Origin of the sequence: Brevundimonas staleyi, from assembly GCF_041893865.1 — a bacterium.
GTDB classification, from domain to species: domain Bacteria; phylum Pseudomonadota; class Alphaproteobacteria; order Caulobacterales; family Caulobacteraceae; genus Brevundimonas; species Brevundimonas staleyi.
The window spans coordinates 3750050-3766772 of sequence record NZ_CP169082.1 but is presented as its reverse complement, the minus strand read 5'-3'; the positions used below and the strand labels follow the sequence as shown (position 1 = coordinate 3766772).

12 protein-coding genes are annotated in these 16723 nt (G+C 69.4%); 10 read left to right on the top strand and 2 right to left on the bottom strand.

What is annotated here, in order from left to right:
- Positions 1 to 14: 14 nt before the first annotated feature.
- Positions 15 to 2108 carry a prolyl oligopeptidase family serine peptidase gene (locus ACETK8_RS18880; RefSeq protein ID WP_374037365.1) on the bottom strand — a complete coding sequence of 698 codons (2094 nt, stop codon included), beginning with the start codon at positions 2106 to 2108 and terminating at the stop codon, positions 15 to 17.
- A 111-nt stretch (positions 2109 to 2219) separates the two neighbouring features.
- On the opposite strand from ACETK8_RS18880, the gene ACETK8_RS18875 reads away from it, so the two are divergent.
- Complete coding sequence (locus ACETK8_RS18875; RefSeq protein WP_374037364.1) at positions 2220 to 2465, top strand: type II toxin-antitoxin system Phd/YefM family antitoxin; 246 nt, start codon at positions 2220 to 2222, stop codon at positions 2463 to 2465.
- Complete coding sequence (locus ACETK8_RS18870; RefSeq protein WP_374037363.1) at positions 2462 to 2848, top strand: type II toxin-antitoxin system VapC family toxin; 387 nt, start codon at positions 2462 to 2464, stop codon at positions 2846 to 2848. The genes ACETK8_RS18875 and ACETK8_RS18870 overlap by 4 nt, the downstream gene beginning before the upstream one ends.
- A 3-nt stretch (positions 2849 to 2851) precedes the next feature.
- On the opposite strand, the gene ACETK8_RS18865 is transcribed toward ACETK8_RS18870, so the two are convergent.
- Entirely contained in the window at positions 2852 to 4942 is a 2091-nt protein-coding gene (locus tag ACETK8_RS18865) for a prolyl oligopeptidase family serine peptidase (protein ID WP_374037362.1), read from the bottom strand.
- A gap of 228 nt (positions 4943 to 5170) precedes the next feature.
- Here ACETK8_RS18865 and ACETK8_RS18860 point away from each other — a divergent pair, with 228 nt between their 5' ends.
- From ACETK8_RS18860 to trxA, 8 genes are all read left to right on the top strand, one after another.
- Complete coding sequence (locus ACETK8_RS18860; protein ID WP_374037361.1) at positions 5171 to 6052, top strand: GNAT family N-acetyltransferase; 882 nt, start codon at positions 5171 to 5173, stop codon at positions 6050 to 6052.
- Positions 6049 to 6522, top strand: a complete 474-nt coding sequence (gene tsaE / locus ACETK8_RS18855) for a tRNA (adenosine(37)-N6)-threonylcarbamoyltransferase complex ATPase subunit type 1 TsaE (protein WP_374037360.1) — start codon at positions 6049 to 6051, stop codon at positions 6520 to 6522. The genes ACETK8_RS18860 and tsaE overlap by 4 nt, the downstream gene beginning before the upstream one ends.
- Complete coding sequence (gene amgK, locus ACETK8_RS18850; protein ID WP_374037359.1) at positions 6515 to 7612, top strand: N-acetylmuramate/N-acetylglucosamine kinase AmgK; 1098 nt, start codon at positions 6515 to 6517, stop codon at positions 7610 to 7612. The genes tsaE and amgK overlap by 8 nt, the downstream gene beginning before the upstream one ends.
- A gap of 175 nt (positions 7613 to 7787) precedes the next feature.
- Positions 7788 to 8486 (top strand): N-acetylmuramate alpha-1-phosphate uridylyltransferase MurU, encoded by a 699-nt coding sequence (gene murU / locus ACETK8_RS18845; RefSeq protein ID WP_374037358.1) that lies wholly within the window; start codon positions 7788 to 7790, stop codon positions 8484 to 8486.
- Positions 8483 to 11569 (top strand): double-strand break repair protein AddB, encoded by a 3087-nt coding sequence (gene addB, locus ACETK8_RS18840; protein ID WP_374037357.1) that lies wholly within the window; start codon positions 8483 to 8485, stop codon positions 11567 to 11569. Before murU ends, addB begins: the two co-directional genes overlap by 4 nt.
- Complete coding sequence (addA, locus tag ACETK8_RS18835) at positions 11566 to 15078, top strand: double-strand break repair helicase AddA (protein WP_374037356.1); 3513 nt, start codon at positions 11566 to 11568, stop codon at positions 15076 to 15078. Before addB ends, addA begins: the two co-directional genes overlap by 4 nt.
- 232 nt (positions 15079 to 15310) lie before the next feature.
- On the top strand, positions 15311 to 15988 hold the full coding sequence (locus ACETK8_RS18830) for an SDR family oxidoreductase (RefSeq protein WP_374037355.1): 678 nt from the start codon (positions 15311 to 15313) through the stop codon (positions 15986 to 15988).
- A gap of 227 nt (positions 15989 to 16215) precedes the next feature.
- The gene (trxA, locus tag ACETK8_RS18825; RefSeq protein WP_374037354.1) at positions 16216 to 16551 is read left to right on the top strand and encodes a thioredoxin; all 336 of its coding nucleotides are present in this window, start codon (positions 16216 to 16218) and stop codon (positions 16549 to 16551) included.
- The last annotated feature ends 172 nt before the right edge of the window (positions 16552 to 16723 follow it).

Sequence of the window (16723 nt, the reverse complement as noted above, 5' to 3'; positions counted from 1 at the left end):
GGGATGGGTCACGATCAGTCGGCTTTGTTCAGGTGCTGGTTCAGCCAGCCGAACACCTCGTTATGCCATTGCAGGCTGTTCTGGGGCTTCAGGACCCAATGGTTCTCGTCCGGGAAGACGATCAGGCGGCTCTCGATGCCGCGACGCTGCAGCGCCGTGAAGGTCGACAGGCCTTGCGAGGTCGGAATGCGGAAATCGAGGTCGCCCTGGATCACCAGCATGGGGTCTTCCCATTTGGCGACGTGGTGGACCGGGTTGAAGCGCTCGTAGCCTTCCGGATTGTCGTAGGGCGTGCCGCCGTATTCCCACTCGGTGAACCACAGCTCCTCGGTGCCGTAGCCCATGCCGCGAACGTCGAAGACGCCGTCGTGGTTGACCAGGCATTTGAACTCGCCCGGCCAGTTCCCGGCGATCCAGTTGATCATATAGCCGCCGTAGGAGGCGCCCAGCGCGCAGGCGTTGTCGCCGTCGAGGAAGCCGTAGCGCTCCTGGGCGGCGGCCCAGCCCTTCTGCAGGTCTTCCAGCGGGCGGTCGCCCCAGTGCTGGCTGATCGCGTCGGTGAAGCCCTGGCCGTAGCCGGTCGAGCCGTGGAAATCGATCATGACGACCGCATAGCCGGCGCCGGCATAGGTCTCCGGGTTCCAGCGATAGGACCAGGAGTTGCCGAACGACCCCTGGGGCCCGCCGTGGATCAGGAAGGCGACCGGATACTTCCGGCCCTCGACATAGTTGGCCGGCTTGATGACGTAGCCGTGGACCGTCTCGTCGTTCCAGCCGGGGAAGGAGAACTGCTCGGCCTCGCCGAAGGCGCGCGCATCCAATTGCGGGTTCACGTCGGTGATCCGGCGCGGCATCTCGCGACCGCGGAAGGTCTTCACGAACAGCTCGGTCGGACGGGTCAGGGTGTCCTGGGCGAAGACGAAGCCGGACGGGGTCTGTTCGACGGCGGAGACGTGGCCCTCGCCCGTGATCGGGATGACCGCGCCGTTGGCGGCGTCGATCTGGAACAACTTCGTCTGGCCGACGTCGCCGGCCACGACGAACAGGCTGCGGCCGTCACGCGACCATTGCAGGCTGTCGGCCGAGCGATCCCAGTTGGCGGCGACCTCGCGCTTCGAGCCGGTGGCCACGTCCATCAGCACGATCTGCCAGCGGTCGGCCTCGAAGCCCGGGCGTGCCATGGCGCGATAAGCCAGGGTGCGGCCGTCCGGCGAGAAGACCGGGCCGGTGTCCCAGGCGTCGTTGTCGTCGGTCAGGTTGGTGAAGCCTTCGCCCGTCAGACCGTTGGTCCGGTAGAGGTCGAAGTTCGTGCTCCAGGGTTCCGACTTGCCGGCCTCGCGCGCCGAGAAGACGATGGCGTCGCCCTGGGGCGTGAAAGTGAACTCGCCTTCGTCGCCGAAGGGCTTGGACGGGGTGTCGCCGTCGAAGCCGTGGGTGACCCAGACCGGATCGCCCGAACCGTCGGCGTTGACGACGAACAGGTGGTTTTGCGTGCCGTCCGCCCAGGTGTCCCAGTGGCGCACGAACATGCGGTCATAGACCTGGCCGGTCGATTTGCGGGCCTCTTCGGCCTCGCCGCGCGCGACCGAGCAGGCCAGGTCGTCGCAGTCCGGATAGACGGCCAGGGACACCGCAATCTTCGACGCATCGGGGCTGAGGCGATAGGCGTTCACGTCCAGCGGCAGATTGGTGACCTGGGTCGCCGCGGCGCCGGTCGCATCCGTCTTCCAGACCTGGCTCGAGCCCGAACGGCCCGAGAGGAAATACAGGGCGCCGTCGGAGCCCCAGCGGGCGGTGTTGGCGCCGCCGTCCGAGATGGCCAGGCGGCGCGGCTCGCCCTGACCGTTCAGGTCCTGGATGAACAGGCTGGAGACGCCGCGATTGGCCGCCATGTCCGTGGCGCGCACCGAATAGACGACCTTGGTCCCGTCCGGCGACACGCGCGGATCCGACAGCCGGTTGGCGTTCAGCATGTCGGTGTAGGTGAAGGCTTGCCTGGCGGCTTGCGCGGCAGTGGCCTCCGGGGCGGCGGGCGCTTCGGCGAGAGCGGGCAGGGCCGTCAGGACCGCGAGGGCGGCGGTGGCGGAAAGCAGGGAACGGCAGCGCATCGGACAGCTCCAGGGACTTCGATTGCGCTGGCGTAGCACCAGGCGGGGCGGTGCGAAAGTTGCCGATTGGGGTGAAATTAGCTAAGTAGGTGGGACCCACTGGAGTCCGCGATGACCACCGTCACTGTCCATGAAGCCAAGACCCACCTCTCGCGCCTGATCGCGGCGGCCGAGCGGGGGGAGGAGGTCGTCATCTCGCGCGGCAGCAAGGCGGCGGTTCGTCTGGTCGCGGTCAATCCTCCGTCCAAGCCCCATCGTCAGTTCGGAATGCTGAAAGGCAAGGGCTCCTTTGACGAAACCTTCTTCGACCCGCTGCCGGAAGACGAACTCCGGCTCTGGAACGGCGAAGGAGAGTGAAGTTCCTTCTGGATACCCACGCGCTCATTTGGTGGGTCTTTGGAGATGAGCGTTTTCCCGAGAGTCTTCGCCCTCGTATCGGCGACCCGGAGAGCGTGATCCATGTGAGCGCGGTTTCGGCCATGGAAATCACGACCAAGCACCGCATTGGCAAACTGCCCGGCGCGGTGATGCTGGCCACCGAGTTTCAGGCTACGGTCGCGCGATTGGGGTTTCTCGAACTTCCGCTCACCGTCGATGAGGCCGTTCTGGCGGGGCGAATGCTCGGCGCTCACAAGGATCCGTTCGATCGCATGCTGATCGCGCAGGCGCTCCGGAACGATCTGATACTGATCTCCAACGAGCGTCTGTTCGACGACTTCGGCGTCAAACGCCTCTGGTAGCGATCACTGCCTCGGTGCCGTCCAGCGGGCGGTCCAGTCCAGGATTTCCCTCTGCCAATCGACATAGTTGCGCGGCTTCAGCACCCAGTGGTTCTCGTCCGGGATGCGGACGAAGCGACTGGGGATCTCTTGGCGTTGCAGGGCCGAGAAGGTGGCCAGGCCCTGGTCGATCGGCACGCGGAAGTCCCGTTCGCCGTGCAGGACCAGCATGGGCTTGGTCCACTCACCGGCGAAGTCGCCGGGGCTGAAACGGCGATAGAGGTCCATCCGCTCCCACGAGGGGCCGCCGAACTCGTGGATGAAGTTGCCGATGTCCATGGCGTTCATCAGCTGGGGCACGTCGAAGACGCCCGCGTGATTGACCAGACAGGCCCAAGGGCCGTTCCACTTTCCGGCGATCAGATTAACCATATAGCCGCCGTAGGAGGCGCCGAGCGCGCAGGCGCGGTCGCCGTCGATGAAGCGGTTGGATGCCAGGGCGGCGGCCCAGCCCTTCTGCAGGTCCTCCAGCGGCCGGTCGCCCCAGTGGTCGTTGATGGCGTCGGTGAAGGCCTGGCCGTAGCCGGGAGAGCCGTGGAAGTTCACCATGACCACGGCGTATCCGGCCGAGGTGTAGATCTGAGGGTTCCAGCGATAGGACCAGCTCTCGGTCCAGGGCGACTTGGGCCCGCCGTGGATCAGATAGACGGCCGGATAGGTCCGGCCCTCGACATAGCCCACCGGCTTGAACACCCAGCCGCGCACGTCCTCGCCGTTCCAGCCGGCGAAGGTGAAGGCTTCGGCCTGGGGCAGGTCGAGGGCGGCCATGGCCTCGGCGTTGTGGTTGGTCAGGGCGCGGGCGGCGTCGCCGGTCCCGCTCATGATCTGGGTCGGGGCGTCGAAGCCGTCGCGGGCGTAGACGAGGACGTCGCCCTGGCTCTGGACGCCCGAGATGGCGCCGCGTCCAGTCAGGGGCGTGACGGCGCCGGTGCGGGCGTCGATCTGGAACAGCCGGTTCTGGCCGTCGTCCGAGGCGGTGGCCAGAAGGCTGCGGCCATCCGACGACCAGGTCAGCGAGCCGGGGCCGCGATCCCAGTTGGGCGTCAGGGCGCGGGCGTTCGAGCCGTCCGCATCGGCGACCATGACCAGGGCCTGATCGCCGCCGACGTTCTCGCGCTCCCCGGCCAGCCAGGCCAGACGCCGACCGTCGGGCGAGAAGGCGGGCGAACCATCCGCGCCGTGATTGGCCTCAGTTAGATTGGTCGCGGCTCCTCCGTCGATCGAGACGCGGAACAGATCGGAGTTGTTGGTGAAGGCCTCGCCCGCGCCTTGGGTCTGGGTCGAATAGACGAGTGTGCGGCCATCGGGTGAGATGGCGAACTCGTTTTCGTCGCCCTGCGGTTGGGACGGCGTGTCGGCGTCCAGCCCGGCCATCAGGTCGCGCGGCTGGCCGTCCGCCAGGCCTGAGCCGTTCAGGGGCTGGACGAACAGATGCTGACGCCGACCGTCGTTCCAGTGGTCGAATTGGCGGAGCGGCATGCGGTCGTAGCCCGAAACCGTCGAGGGCGAGCGGTTGTCGGCGTCGATCCGGTCCTTCGTGCACTGAAGCGTCTCGCAGTCGATGAAGACCGGCAGGGCGACGATAAGATTCTTCCCGTCCGGCGAGACCTTGAAGGCGACGACATCGACCGGATAGGTCGTGACCTGCACCGCCGCATTGCCGGCCGCGTCCGCGCGCCAGACCTGGTTCGACCCGCCCCGCGACGACAGGAAATAGATGGCCTGGCCGTCGACGGCCCAGCGTCCGCTCGAGGCGCCGCCCGTCGAGATGGCCAGCTTGACCGGTTCGCCGCCCGCAGCGGGCACGGTCCACAACGCGCTGGTCCCGCGATTGCCCTCCCAGTCGGTCGAGCGGACCGAATAGAGGACGCGGCGTCCGTCCGGTGACACGCGCGGGTCCGACACCCGGTCCATCATCGTGAGCGCCCGCATCGACAGGCCGCCGGGCAGGGCGGCGACGTCGGCTCCGGGCGGGGAGGCCTGCTGGGCCGAGGCGGCCATAGGCGCGGTCGCCAGTGCGAGCGCCAACGCGGCGATGGAGATGCTGAACTTCATGGGAGCCCCCTCGATATCCCTTCACCGTGCACCCCAGCGAAGGCTGGGGTCCAGATGGAAAAGACGATCTCCAGGTCAGACGGATTGTCGCCCCGCCCAAGTGAGCGGTGTCTGAGATCTGGACCCCAGCCGTAGTTCATCCTCGGGCTGGCTTCGCCAGACCTGGGGGCTGGGGTGCACGGATTGTGCTGTTGCCTGTCTTCCACGCAGAGGCGACAAGGGGCGCGGATGACCGCTTCGCCGCCCGCCCCGACCGAGCCTGCCGCCGTCCCTGTGGGACGGTCGGCGCATGTCGTGGACGTGCTGATCGCCGAGCGGGCGCCGCGCCTGACGGCCTCGCCCCTGTGGTTCGCCGTGCGGCCGGTGCTCTACGCCATTCTGGGCTACGGCCGGGCGCGGGAGATGGCCGACGCCATCGCCCCTCTGTCGGGTCAGGCCGCGCTGGACCATGTGTCGAACCTCCTGGATTTGAAGGTCTCCAGCCTGAACCTCGACCGGCTGCCGGCGACAGGGCGTTGCGTCGTGGTCTGCAACCATCCGACCGGGATCGCCGACGGGATCGCCGTCTATGATGCGATCCGGAAGCGGCGGAAGGACGCCATCTATTTCGCCAACGCCGATGCGCTGCGCGTCTCGCCCCGGCTCGGGGAGGTCGTCATTCCGGTGGAATGGGTCGTCGAGAAACGCACGCGTCAGAAGACCCGCGAAACGCTCGACGCCGCCAGGGCCGCCTTCGAGGCCGAACGCTGTGTGGTCCTGTTCCCCGCCGGGCGGCTGGCCCGCGTCGGCAAGGACGGCCAGCTGACCGATCCGGAGTGGGCGGCGACGGCGGCGTCTCTGGCGCGGAAGTATGAGGCCCCGATCATCCCGATTCACGTGACCGGCCCGACCTCGACCCTGTTCCACCTGTTCGACAAATTCTCGCAGGAACTGAGGGACGTCACCCTGTTCCACGAGCTGTTGAACAAGCGGAAGAAGCCGTTCCGCCTCAGCGTCGGCAAGCCCATCCCGCCGACCCGTCTCGACATCGACGCGACCCGCGCCACCTATGCGCTGAAGGCCTTCACCGAGCGGGTCCTGCCGTCACAGCCCGACGCGGATTTCGCATGACCGTGACGATCGATCTGGCCGATGCGGAGGCGACCACGGCGCTCGGCCGGGCGGTGGCGCCGCGTCTGGCGCCCGGCGAGGCGGTGCTGCTCTACGGCCCGCTGGGCATGGGCAAATCGACGCTCGCGCGCGGCCTGATCCGGGCCCTGGCGGGGGAGCATGAGGATGTGCCGTCGCCGACCTTCACCCTGGTGCAGTTCTATGAGACAGCCCCCCCGATTGCCCATTTCGACCTCTATCGCCTGAGCCGCCCGGAGGAGGCGTTCGAGATCGGGCTGGACGAGGCGCTGAACGTCGGCGCGGCCCTGATCGAATGGCCCGAACGGCTGGGCGACGATCCCGCCCGCGCCCTGGGGCCCGACATCCTGACCATCACCCTGGAGGAACGCGGCGAGGGACGGTCTGCGACCGTTTCCGGCGCAGGGGCGTGGGCAAAGAAGATCACCGAACTCGAAGGCCTGAATGTCTGACGTGACCGATCGCGAAGCCCAGAGGGTCGCCTTCCTGACGGAGGCGGGCCTTGCCGACGCCGCCCGCGCGCCCCTGCCGGGCGACGCCTCCACGCGCCGGTACGAGCGGCTGACCCCCGTCAACGGCCCCGGCCTGATGCTGATGGATCAGGTCGCCGCCGCCGAGAGCCCGCCGGCCGATCCGTCCTGGTCGCCCGAGCGGCGCAAGGCCGAGGGCTGGAACGCCGTCGCCCGCCTGTCCGCCGGCCGGATCGAGGCCTTCGCCGCCGTGGCGTCGCACCTGCGGTCCGTGGGTCTGTCGGCGCCCGCCATTGTGGCGCTCGATGCGCCGGCGGGTCTGGCCGTGCTGGAGGATTTCGGCGACGATCTGTTCGCCCGCGTGATCGAACAGGGGCAAGACGAGACGCCGCTGTATCTCGCCGCCATCGACGCGCTGGCCGAACTCCACGCCGCTCCGACGCCGCCGATGCTGACGGGCGCGGCGGGGAAATGGCCGCTGCAAGTCTATGACCAGACCGCGCTTCAGGGCGGGGCCGATCTGTTCGTCGAATGGCTGCCGAAGCTGAAGCCCGAACTGCGCTTCGACGAAGCGGCCGTCGCCGACTGGCACGCCGCCTGGGCGCCCATAGTGGCGCAAGGGGAGGCCGGGGCCTCCGTCGTCGCTCACCGCGACTATCACGCCGAGAACCTGATCTGGCTGCCGGAGCGATCCGGCCCGGCCCGCGTCGGCATGATCGACTTCCAGGACGCGGTGCGGGCGCATCCCTCGTGGGACCTGCATTCCCTGCTTCAGGACGCGCGCCGCGACGTCTCGCCGGCGCTCGAGGCCGAGGCGCTGGACCGCTATTTCGAAGTCGCCCGTGTCGAAGACCGCGCCGCCTTCCTGCGCTCCTACGCTGGTCTCGCGGCCCTGAACGAGGCGCGCATCCTCGGCATCTTCGCCCGCCTGATCGTGCGCGACGGCAAGCCGCGCTACGCCGCCTTCATGCCGCGCATGTGGGCGCACCTGAACGCCAATCTGACGAAGCCCGGCCTCGAGGGCGTCGCCCGGTGGTTCGACAAATACGTTCCGGCAGAGGTGCGCGCATGACGGCTTTCATGACCCTTCTCCCCTCGGGGGAGAAGGTGGCCGCGAAGCGGACGGATGAGGGGGCTATCAGCGCCAGACAGGAGTCTCATCGGTGAGCATCGAGTCCGCTGAAACGTCCCCCTCATCCGCCCTTCGGGCACCTTCTCCCCCGAGGGGAGAAGGACCACGCGTTGCGATGGTCCTCGCCGCCGGTCTCGGCACCCGGATGCGCCCCCTGACCGACGACCGGCCCAAGGCCCTGGTCGAGGTCGGCGGACGGGCCCTGATCGACCATGTGCTGGACCGGCTGAGCGATGCGGGCGTCGAGCGGGCGGTGGTCAATGTCCACTGGTTCGCCGACCGGTTGGAGGCGCATCTGGCCGCGCGTGGGCGGGGTCCCCAGATTGAAATTTCGGACGAACGCGCCGAACTGCTGGAGACTGGCGGCGGGCTCAAGAAGGCCCACCCCCTGCTCGGCGATGAGCCGGTCTTCGTGGTCAATATCGACAGCGTCTGGACCGGCGGCGAGACCGCCGACTGGGCCGCCGAACTGATCCGTCTGTGGGATCCGACGAAGATGGACGCCTGCCTGCTTCTGGCGAAGCGCGAGGGCTCGATCGGCTTCGAGGGCGACGGCGACTTCTTCCTCGGCGACGACGGCAAGCTGACCTTCCGGGGCGAGGCGCCGTCCGCCCCTTTCGCCTATATGGGCGTCCACATCACGCGACCCGACTATGCCGACGGCGGGCCGGACGGACCGTTCTCGCTGAGCCCCCTGTGGCGCGCCTCGGCGGCGGCCGGGCGGCTGTACGGCTGCGTGCTGGACGGCGACTGGATGCATGTCGGCGACCCGCAGGCGCGGGACGAGGCCGAAATCAGACTGGCGGGCGGTTGAGCGTCTTCGATCCATTCCCCGGCGTCGGCGGCGAGGACGATCCGCGCTGGTTCGCCATCCCCGCGCATCGGCCCTTCCTCGAGGATCTGGCCGCCGGGGTGCTGAACTGGCTGGGCGACCAGCAGCCGGAGACCCTGTCGGACGCCACCATCCTCCTGCCCAACCGACGGGCGGCGCGAGCCTTTACCTCGGCCCTGTCGAGCCTCGGCGGCGACCGGCCGATCCTCATGCCCCAGGTCCGGCCGCTCGGCGATCTGGAGGAGGACGAGCCGCCCTTTACGCCGGGCGAACTGGGTCTCGACCTGCCGCCCTCCATCGCCCCCCTGACGCGCCGGTTCGAGATGGCGCGACTGATCGTGGAGAAGCACGACGCCGCCCTGTCGCCGATGCGGGCGCTGGAGCTGGCCGACAGCCTCGGCGCCTTCCTCGATTCCTGTCACATCGAGGAGGTCCGGGACCGCGAGAAGATCGCCACCCTGGCCGAGGCCGACTTCGCCGAGCACTGGCAGAAGTCGGCGGACTTTCTCGGTCTGGTGGTCAAGGCCTGGCCCGAGCGTCTGGCCGAACTCGGCCTGATCGACGCCTCGGAACGCCGGACGAAGCTGCTGCGTCTGCTGGCCGAGCGCTGGGACGGCTACCCCCCGCAGGGGCCGGTCATCGCCGCCGGTTCGACCGGCACGGTCAAGGCCGCCGCCGACGTCCTGATCGCCGTGGCGAAGGCGCCGCTGGGTTGCGTCGTCCTGCCGGGACTGGACGCCGATCTCGGCGAGGACGCCTGGAACGCCATCGAGGAACAGCATCCTCAGAGCGCATTGAAGCGGCTGCTCGAACGCGCCGACATCGACCGGGCCGCCGTCCGCCCGTGGTTCCGTCGCCCGGCCGCTCCGGCCGTGGAGGCGCGCGGCCTCGCCCGTCAGCGGCTGATCAACGAGGCCCTGCGACCCGCCGACGCCACGGCCGACTGGCGCACGGAGATCTCCCGCCTGCGCTCGGAATCCGCGCACGCCGGCGTCGCCGCCGACCCGATTGCGCTCGGTCTCGAGGGTCTGTCAGTCGTATCGACCCGCACCGAGGAAGACGCCGCCGCGACCATCGCCCTGATGATGCGCGAGACGCTGGAGACGCCCCATCCTGACGGGAAAGCCCGGACCTGTGCTCTGGTCACCCCCGATCTCGCCCTGGGCCGCCGGGTGTCGGCGCGGCTGGAGCGGTGGGGCGTGGTCGCGGACAGTTCGTCCGGCGCGACCCTGGACCAGATGCCGGTCGGCGTTCTCGTCGATCTGGCCGCCCGCTTCATGGCCGATCCGCTGAAGCCCCAGACGGTGCTGGCCCTGATCAAGAACGACCTGACGATGCTGGACGAAGCCACGCCGGACGCCGTGGGCGAGCTGGAGAAGGTCGGCTTCCGGGGGCCTCGCACACGCGACTGGAGCCGGATCGAGACGCGGTTGACCAAGGCGGGCGAGCCGCGCCTCGATGGCGAACCGCCGTCGGATCGGACGCAACAGCGCCTCGCCGCCGCCAAGGCGCTGGGCGGGCGACTGCAAGTCCTGAGCGAGACCGCCTGCGCCGCCTTCGTGCCGGCCGCGTCGCTCGACCTCGCCGCCCGCGCCCTGACCGCCCTTGTCGAGGCCCTGGCCGGGATCGACGTCTGGGCCGGGCCGGATGGGGAGGCGGCGGCGTCTCTGCTGTCGCAACTGATCGAGGGCGGCGCCTCGCTGGGGCCTGTCCTGCCGCAAGAGTTCGCCGAACTGGTCGCCTCCCTCCTGCACGACCAGACCGTCCGCATCGGCGGCGCGACCCATCCGTCCCTTCGCATCCTCGGCGCCATCGAGGCGCGTCTGGTGCGCGCCGATCGCATGATCCTGGCCGGGCTGGAGGAGGGCGTCTGGCCGCAGGGGGCGCCGGTCGATCCCTTCCTGTCGCGGCCGATGCGAAATGCTTTGGGCCTGCCCCCGCCCGAGCGGCGCGTCGGCCAGACGGCCCAGGATTTCGTTCAGGCGGCGTCCGCGCCCGAGGCCATCCTGATCCACTCCGAACGTCGCGGCGGCCAGCCGGCCGTGCGGTCGCGCTGGTTGTGGCGGCTGGAGATGCTGACACGCGGCGCGGGGGTCGAGATCGCGCGTCCGACCGAGGCGGCCGGGATCGCGAGGGGCCTCGATGCGCCCGCTGGTCCCGCCGACTACGCCAAACGCCCGGCCCCGACGCCGCCCGTCGCCCGCCGTCCGCGCGAGCTGCCGGTGACCAGCGTCGAACGCTGGGTACGCGATCCCTATGCCGTCTATGCCGAGCGGATCCTGGGTCTGCGGCGGCTGGATCGACCCGGCGCGGACGCCGAGGCCCTGGCGCGTGGGCAGGCGATCCACAAGGCGGTGGAGCGGGCGACCGTGGCCTGGCCCGACGTCCTGCCGGACGATTGCGCCGGCCAGATCGAGACCTTCCTGCTGGAGGAACTGGGCGCGGCCGGGTTCGAGGATCACTCCATGGCGCGCGAGGCACCTCTGGCCCGCAACTGCGCCCGCTGGCTGGCGGAGTGGGAGCGGGCCCGGCGTGCGCGGGGCGCAACCCTGCTGATCGAACAGTCGGGGCGTTCGACCTTCGACGCCCCGTTTGCGCCCTTCACCGTGACGGCCCGCGCCGACCGGATCGAGCTGCATGCCCAGGGCGCGGCCATCATCGACTTCAAGACCGGCGCCCCGCCGTCGGCGCCCCAGGTCGCCAAGGGGTTCGCGCCCCAGCTGACCCTGACCGCCGCCATCCTGCATGACGGCGGCTTCGCGCCCGACGCCCCGGCCACCACGGCGACGGAGCTGATCTATGTCCAGCTGACCGGCCGCAAATCGCCCGGCAAGGCCTTGGACGTGTCCAAGCCGACGCGGACCCAGCCGCTCGACGCCGCCGGTCTGGCCGAGCAGGAGATGGAGAATCTGATCGCCTGGGTGGAGCGGTTCGACGACGAGGCGACCCCCTACGCCGCCTGGCTGGCGCCCCAGTTCATGGGAACCTTCGGCGGCAATTACGACCATCTGGCGCGCGTCTGGGAATGGCATGTCGTCGGCGGCGACGAGGGGGTGGAGGAATGAGCCTGTCCCCGCTGGAAGAGGCGCGCGTCCAGCAGCGCCGCGCCGCCGACCCCGACGTTTCCGTCTTCGTCACCGCCAACGCCGGGTCGGGCAAGACCACGACCCTGGTCGACCGCGTGGCGCGCCTGCTGCTCAAGGAAGTCGAGCCCAGCGAGATCCTCTGCGTCACCTACACCAAGGCCGCCGCCGCCGAGATGCAGGCGCGGTTGTTCGAGAAGCTGGGTCTCTGGGCGGTCGCCGACGACGCCAAACTCGGGGACGAACTGGCCAAGCTGGATGGGGGCGATCCGAAGGCCTTCAGCCATGCCGACCTGTCCTCCGCGCGCCGCCTGTTCGCCCGCGCTCTGGAGACGCCGGGCGGTCTGAAGATCCAGACCATCCACGCCTTCTGCGAGAAGCTGCTGAAACGATTTCCGATGGAGGCGGGCGTCTCGCCCAGCTTCCGCGTGCTGGAGAACGAGGCGGCCGTCGCCCTGTCGCGGTCGGCGCGGCAGGAGCTGGCCCGGCTGGCCCTGAAATCGCCGGACGGCGCCATCGGCCGGGCCTACGCCCATTTCGCCGTGGCCCTGGACTGGGGGGCGTTCAACGACCTGCTGGGTCTGCTGGAAACCAAGCGCGAGGACCTGGCCGCCTATGTCGAGGCGGTCGACAACGGCGCCGCGCCGGACAGCCACGGCCTGACCCTGGCCGATCCGACGAAGACGCCGGAGACGATCGAGGAGGACTTCCTCGACTGGATCGATGGCTCGGCGTGGGAGGAGACGGCGCAGGGCATGGCGACCGGCAGCGCCGACGACGTGAAAGCGGCGCAGCGCATGGATGCCGTGACGCCCGGCGCCTGGACGGTCGAGGCGATGGCGCCGGTCTTCCTCACGGACAAGGGTGAGGCGCGCAAGAAGATGGGAACCAAGTCCGCGCCGCCCGCCGCCGTGGCCTGGCTGGTCGATCTGCAGCTCAAATACCTGTCCATGCTGGACGCGCTGAAGGCCGCCCGGATCGCCGACGAGACGGTCAAGGTCCTGACCCTGGCCCGCGCTCACGCCGCCCTCTACGAAGCCGCCAAGCACGAGACCGGGGCGCTGGACTTCACCGATCTGGTCAGCCGCACGGTGCGCCTCCTGACCGAACAGGCCAGCGCCGCCTGGGTGCTGTTCAAGCTGGACGGTGGAATCGAACACGTCCTGATCGACGAGGCCCAGGACACGGCGCCGGATCAGTGGCGCATCTTCCGCGCCCTGACCGAGGAGTTCTTCTCCGGCGACGGGACCGAGCGGCGTCGCGACCGGCCCCGGCCCATCCCGCGCACGGTCTTCGCCGTGGGGGACGAGAAGCAGTCGATCTATTCCTTCCAAGGCGCCCGACCCGAAAGGCTGCGCGAGGAGCGACGCGACTACGAGAACATGGTCGCGGCCTCGGGCGCGCGGTTCGCCGGGCCGGACCTGACGACCTCCTTCCGCTCGACGGAGGAGGTGCTGGGCTTCGTCGACGCGACCTTCGAAAGCCCGGAGCGGACCCGCGCCCTGGTCGGCGACATCGGCGACCGCCACCCCCACCTGGCCGCCCGCGCGGGCCAGCACGGCTCGGTCGATCTGTGGCCCCTGTTCGAGGATCCGGTGGTCGAGGATCGCACCGCCTGGAACGCCCCGGTCGACGGCGAAGGCGCCTTCAGCGGGAGGAAGAAACTGGCCCGCGCCCTGGCCGGCGAGATCAAACGTCAGGTGGCCGAGGGCGTCGCCATCCACACACGCGACAAGGACGGAAAGCCTATCCTGCGCCCCGCCCGATACGGCGACTTCCTGGTGCTGGTCCGCCGTCGCGACGCCACCTTCGAGGAGGTCATCCGGGCGCTGAAGTCGCTGGGCGTGCCGGTGGCGGGCGCCGACCGGATGCGGCTGTCGGACCATATCGCCTTCGACGACCTGAAGGCCCTGGCCCGGTTCGCCCTCTATCCCGACGACGACCTCAGCCTGGCCGAGGTGCTGCGGAGCCCGCTGTGCGACGTGTCCGATTTCGGCGACGCCGCCAGCCTCTACGAACTGGCCGGCGCCGAGCAGCGCAAGGGCCGATCCCTGTGGTCGGTGCTGAAGGCGCGGGCGGACGAGCATCCGCAATGGCGCCGTGCGCGCGACCTCTTGACCACGGCCATCGCCGACCGGAATCGCGATCCCTTCGCCTTCTTCGCCGCCGCCCTGAACCGGATCGACGAGACCGGCCGCACCGGCCGCGCCCGCATCCTGGCCCGGCTGGGGCGGGAGGCGGAGGAGGCGCTGGACGAGACCCTGGCCCAGGTCCTGGCGGCCGAGGAGCGCGGCGGTCGCGATCTGGAGACCTGTCTCTCCATGCTGGAGGCCGCAGACGTCGAGGTGAAGCGCGAGATGGAGGGGGCGCGCGACGAGGTCCGCGTCATGACCGTCCACGGCTCCAAGGGGCTGGAGGCGCCGGTGGTGATCCTGCCGGACACGACGTCCAAGGCGAAGCCCATGGGGCCGGGCCTGATGCCGCTACCGATCGATCCGCTCGATCCATCGGCGGGGGAGGGCTGGTTGATGTGTCCGGGCAAGGCGGTCGACGACTGCCCCGCCTCGGCCCGCGCCAAACAGACCCGCGCCGACCGCGCCGACGCCGAACAACTGCGTCTGCTCTACGTCGCCCTGACGCGGGCGCGGGACCGGCTGATCGTCATGGGGCGGCGGCTGAAGCGCCCGGCGACCGGCTTCGACGAGGGCAGCTGGTGGGACGTGATCGCCGAGACCTTCGACCGCGTCGGCGCGCGGGAGATCGAGGGGGAAATCCGCCGCTACGGCGTGGACGACGAACGGGTCGGTCTGAGCGATGCCGCGCCGGTCGAGACGGTCGCCATTCCCGCTTGGGCCCGCAGCCTGCCGCCGGCCGATCCGTCCGCCCGCTATGTCTCTCCGTCCCAGATGGAGGGCGCCAAGCGCATCGCCGCGCCGTCGCCCCTGGCCGTGGCGTCGGACGGGCAGGGGGCGGCGCTCGGTCGTTTCCGGCGCGGCGACCTGATCCACCTCCTGCTCGAACGCCTGCCCGAGATGCCTGTCGGCGACCGCCGCGCGGCTGCCGCCCGCCTGCTCGACAAGGAGCGCGACCTGTCGGATGCCCAACGGTCTGAGATGATCGCCGCCGCCTTCGGGGTGCTGGAGGATGACCGCTTCAACGCCGTGTTCGGGCCGGGCTCCCGCGCCGAGATCGCCCTGACCGGCGGGGCCGAGGCGCTGCGTCCCGGCGTGGTCATCAACGGCCGCATCGACCGGTTGGTGGTGACGTCCGAGCGGGTGCTGGTCGTCGACTACAAGACCAACCGCCCCGCCCCCGACCGCATCGAGGACGCCGACCCCGCCTATGTCGCCCAGATGGCCACCTATGTCGCGGTGCTGAAGCGGCTCTATCCCGACCGCCCGGTCGAGGCGGCCCTGGTCTGGACCGATGGGCCGAAGCTGATGCCGGTGCCGCAGGGGCTGATGGATGAGGCGTTGGCGGGGTTGCGGTGAAGCCTTGCCTAACGCTTCTGCCGTCGTGCGTAGATGGCGAAGCAGACCAGTGCGCCAACCCCCAACGCGATCGCCGCGCCTTGTGAGTGAGGAAGCGCGAAGGCTGCTCCCCAGAGCAGCAGCCCAGACACCACAAACATCGGAGTGACTGCCTTCATGATCCTTCTTAACTCGTGGATGGTCATGCAGATAGTCGAGGGAACCCGACCGCCCGTCACCCCTTGAGGTCCGCATGAAGAGAGCCATCGTCACCGGCGCTGCGGGCCTGATCGGCCGGGGCGTCTGCCAGGCCCTGATCGACGACGGCTGGACCGTCGCGGCGTTCGATCTGAAGCCGGGGCCCGAGGGCGCGCGGTCTGTGATCTGCGATGTCGGCGACGAGGCCTCGGTCCAGGCCGCCTTCGCCGAACTGGGGTGGGATGGGCTGGAGTTGCTAGTCAACAACGCGGGCATCGCCGGGCCGGATCGCGGGCCGATGGCGGACCTGTCGCTTGCGGACTGGCGGAAGGTCACCGACAGCCACCTGACCGGCGCCTTTCTGATGAGCCGGGCGGCCATTCCGCTGCTGGGCGAGGGCGCCGCCATCATCCACATGGTCTCGACGCGGGCCTTCATGTCCGAGCCGAACACCGAGGCCTACGCCGCCTCCAAGGGCGCGATGGTGGCCCTGACCCACGCCATGGCCATCAGCCTGGGGCCCAGGGTGCGGGTCAACGCCATCGCGCCGGGCTGGATCTCGGACGGCGAGGACCTGCGTCCCGTCGATCATGAACAGCATCCGGTGGGCCGGGTGGGGCGCCCCGACGACATCTCGGGCGCGGTCCTCTACCTGGCCGGAGCCGGCTTCGTCACCGGCCAGGTCCTGACGGTGGACGGCGGCATGACGCGGAAGATGATCTACGCGGAGTAGGCATCCTTCACCGAGCACCCCAGCGAAGGCTGGGGTCCAGATCACGGACTCCGGCGGCCAGGACGACGCACCGGTTCCGCTGATCGGATCGACTGGGTCTTCCATCTGGACCCCAGCCTTCGCTGGGGTGGACGGAAGCAGGGTCGTTGATTTCCCCCAGAATCGCCCCACATCTCACCTGAACAAGAGACATGGGCGCGCCTGTCGCCGCCCCAGGAGATACCCCAATGGCCACGGTCAAGGTCACCGACGAGAGCTTCGACGCCGACGTCCTGAAGTCGTCCACCCCGGTTCTGGTGGATTTCTGGGCGGAGTGGTGCGGCCCCTGCAAGCAGATCGGCCCGGCCCTGGAGCAGATCTCCGACGAGCTCGGCGGCCAGGTCACCATCGCCAAGGTCAATATCGACGACAGCCCCATGACCCCGTCCAAGCTGGGCGTGAAGGGCATTCCGACCCTGATGCTGTTCAAGGACGGCCAGATGGCCTCGCTGAAGGTCGGCGCCATGCCCAAGGGCAAGATCCTGGAATGGCTGGCCGAGACGGGGATTTCGGCGAAGGCCTAAGCTCTTTCCGCTCATCCCCGCGAAAGCGGGGCCCCGGTTCTTTCGTAAGGCAGGCTGCGCTGGATCGCGGCCTGCCTTTTCGTTTGAGGATCATCGCCCAAAGCACTGGATCCCCGCTTTGGCTGCTACGCGCCGCCCTTCGGGTCGCGGATGAGCGGGATTTTATTGTCCG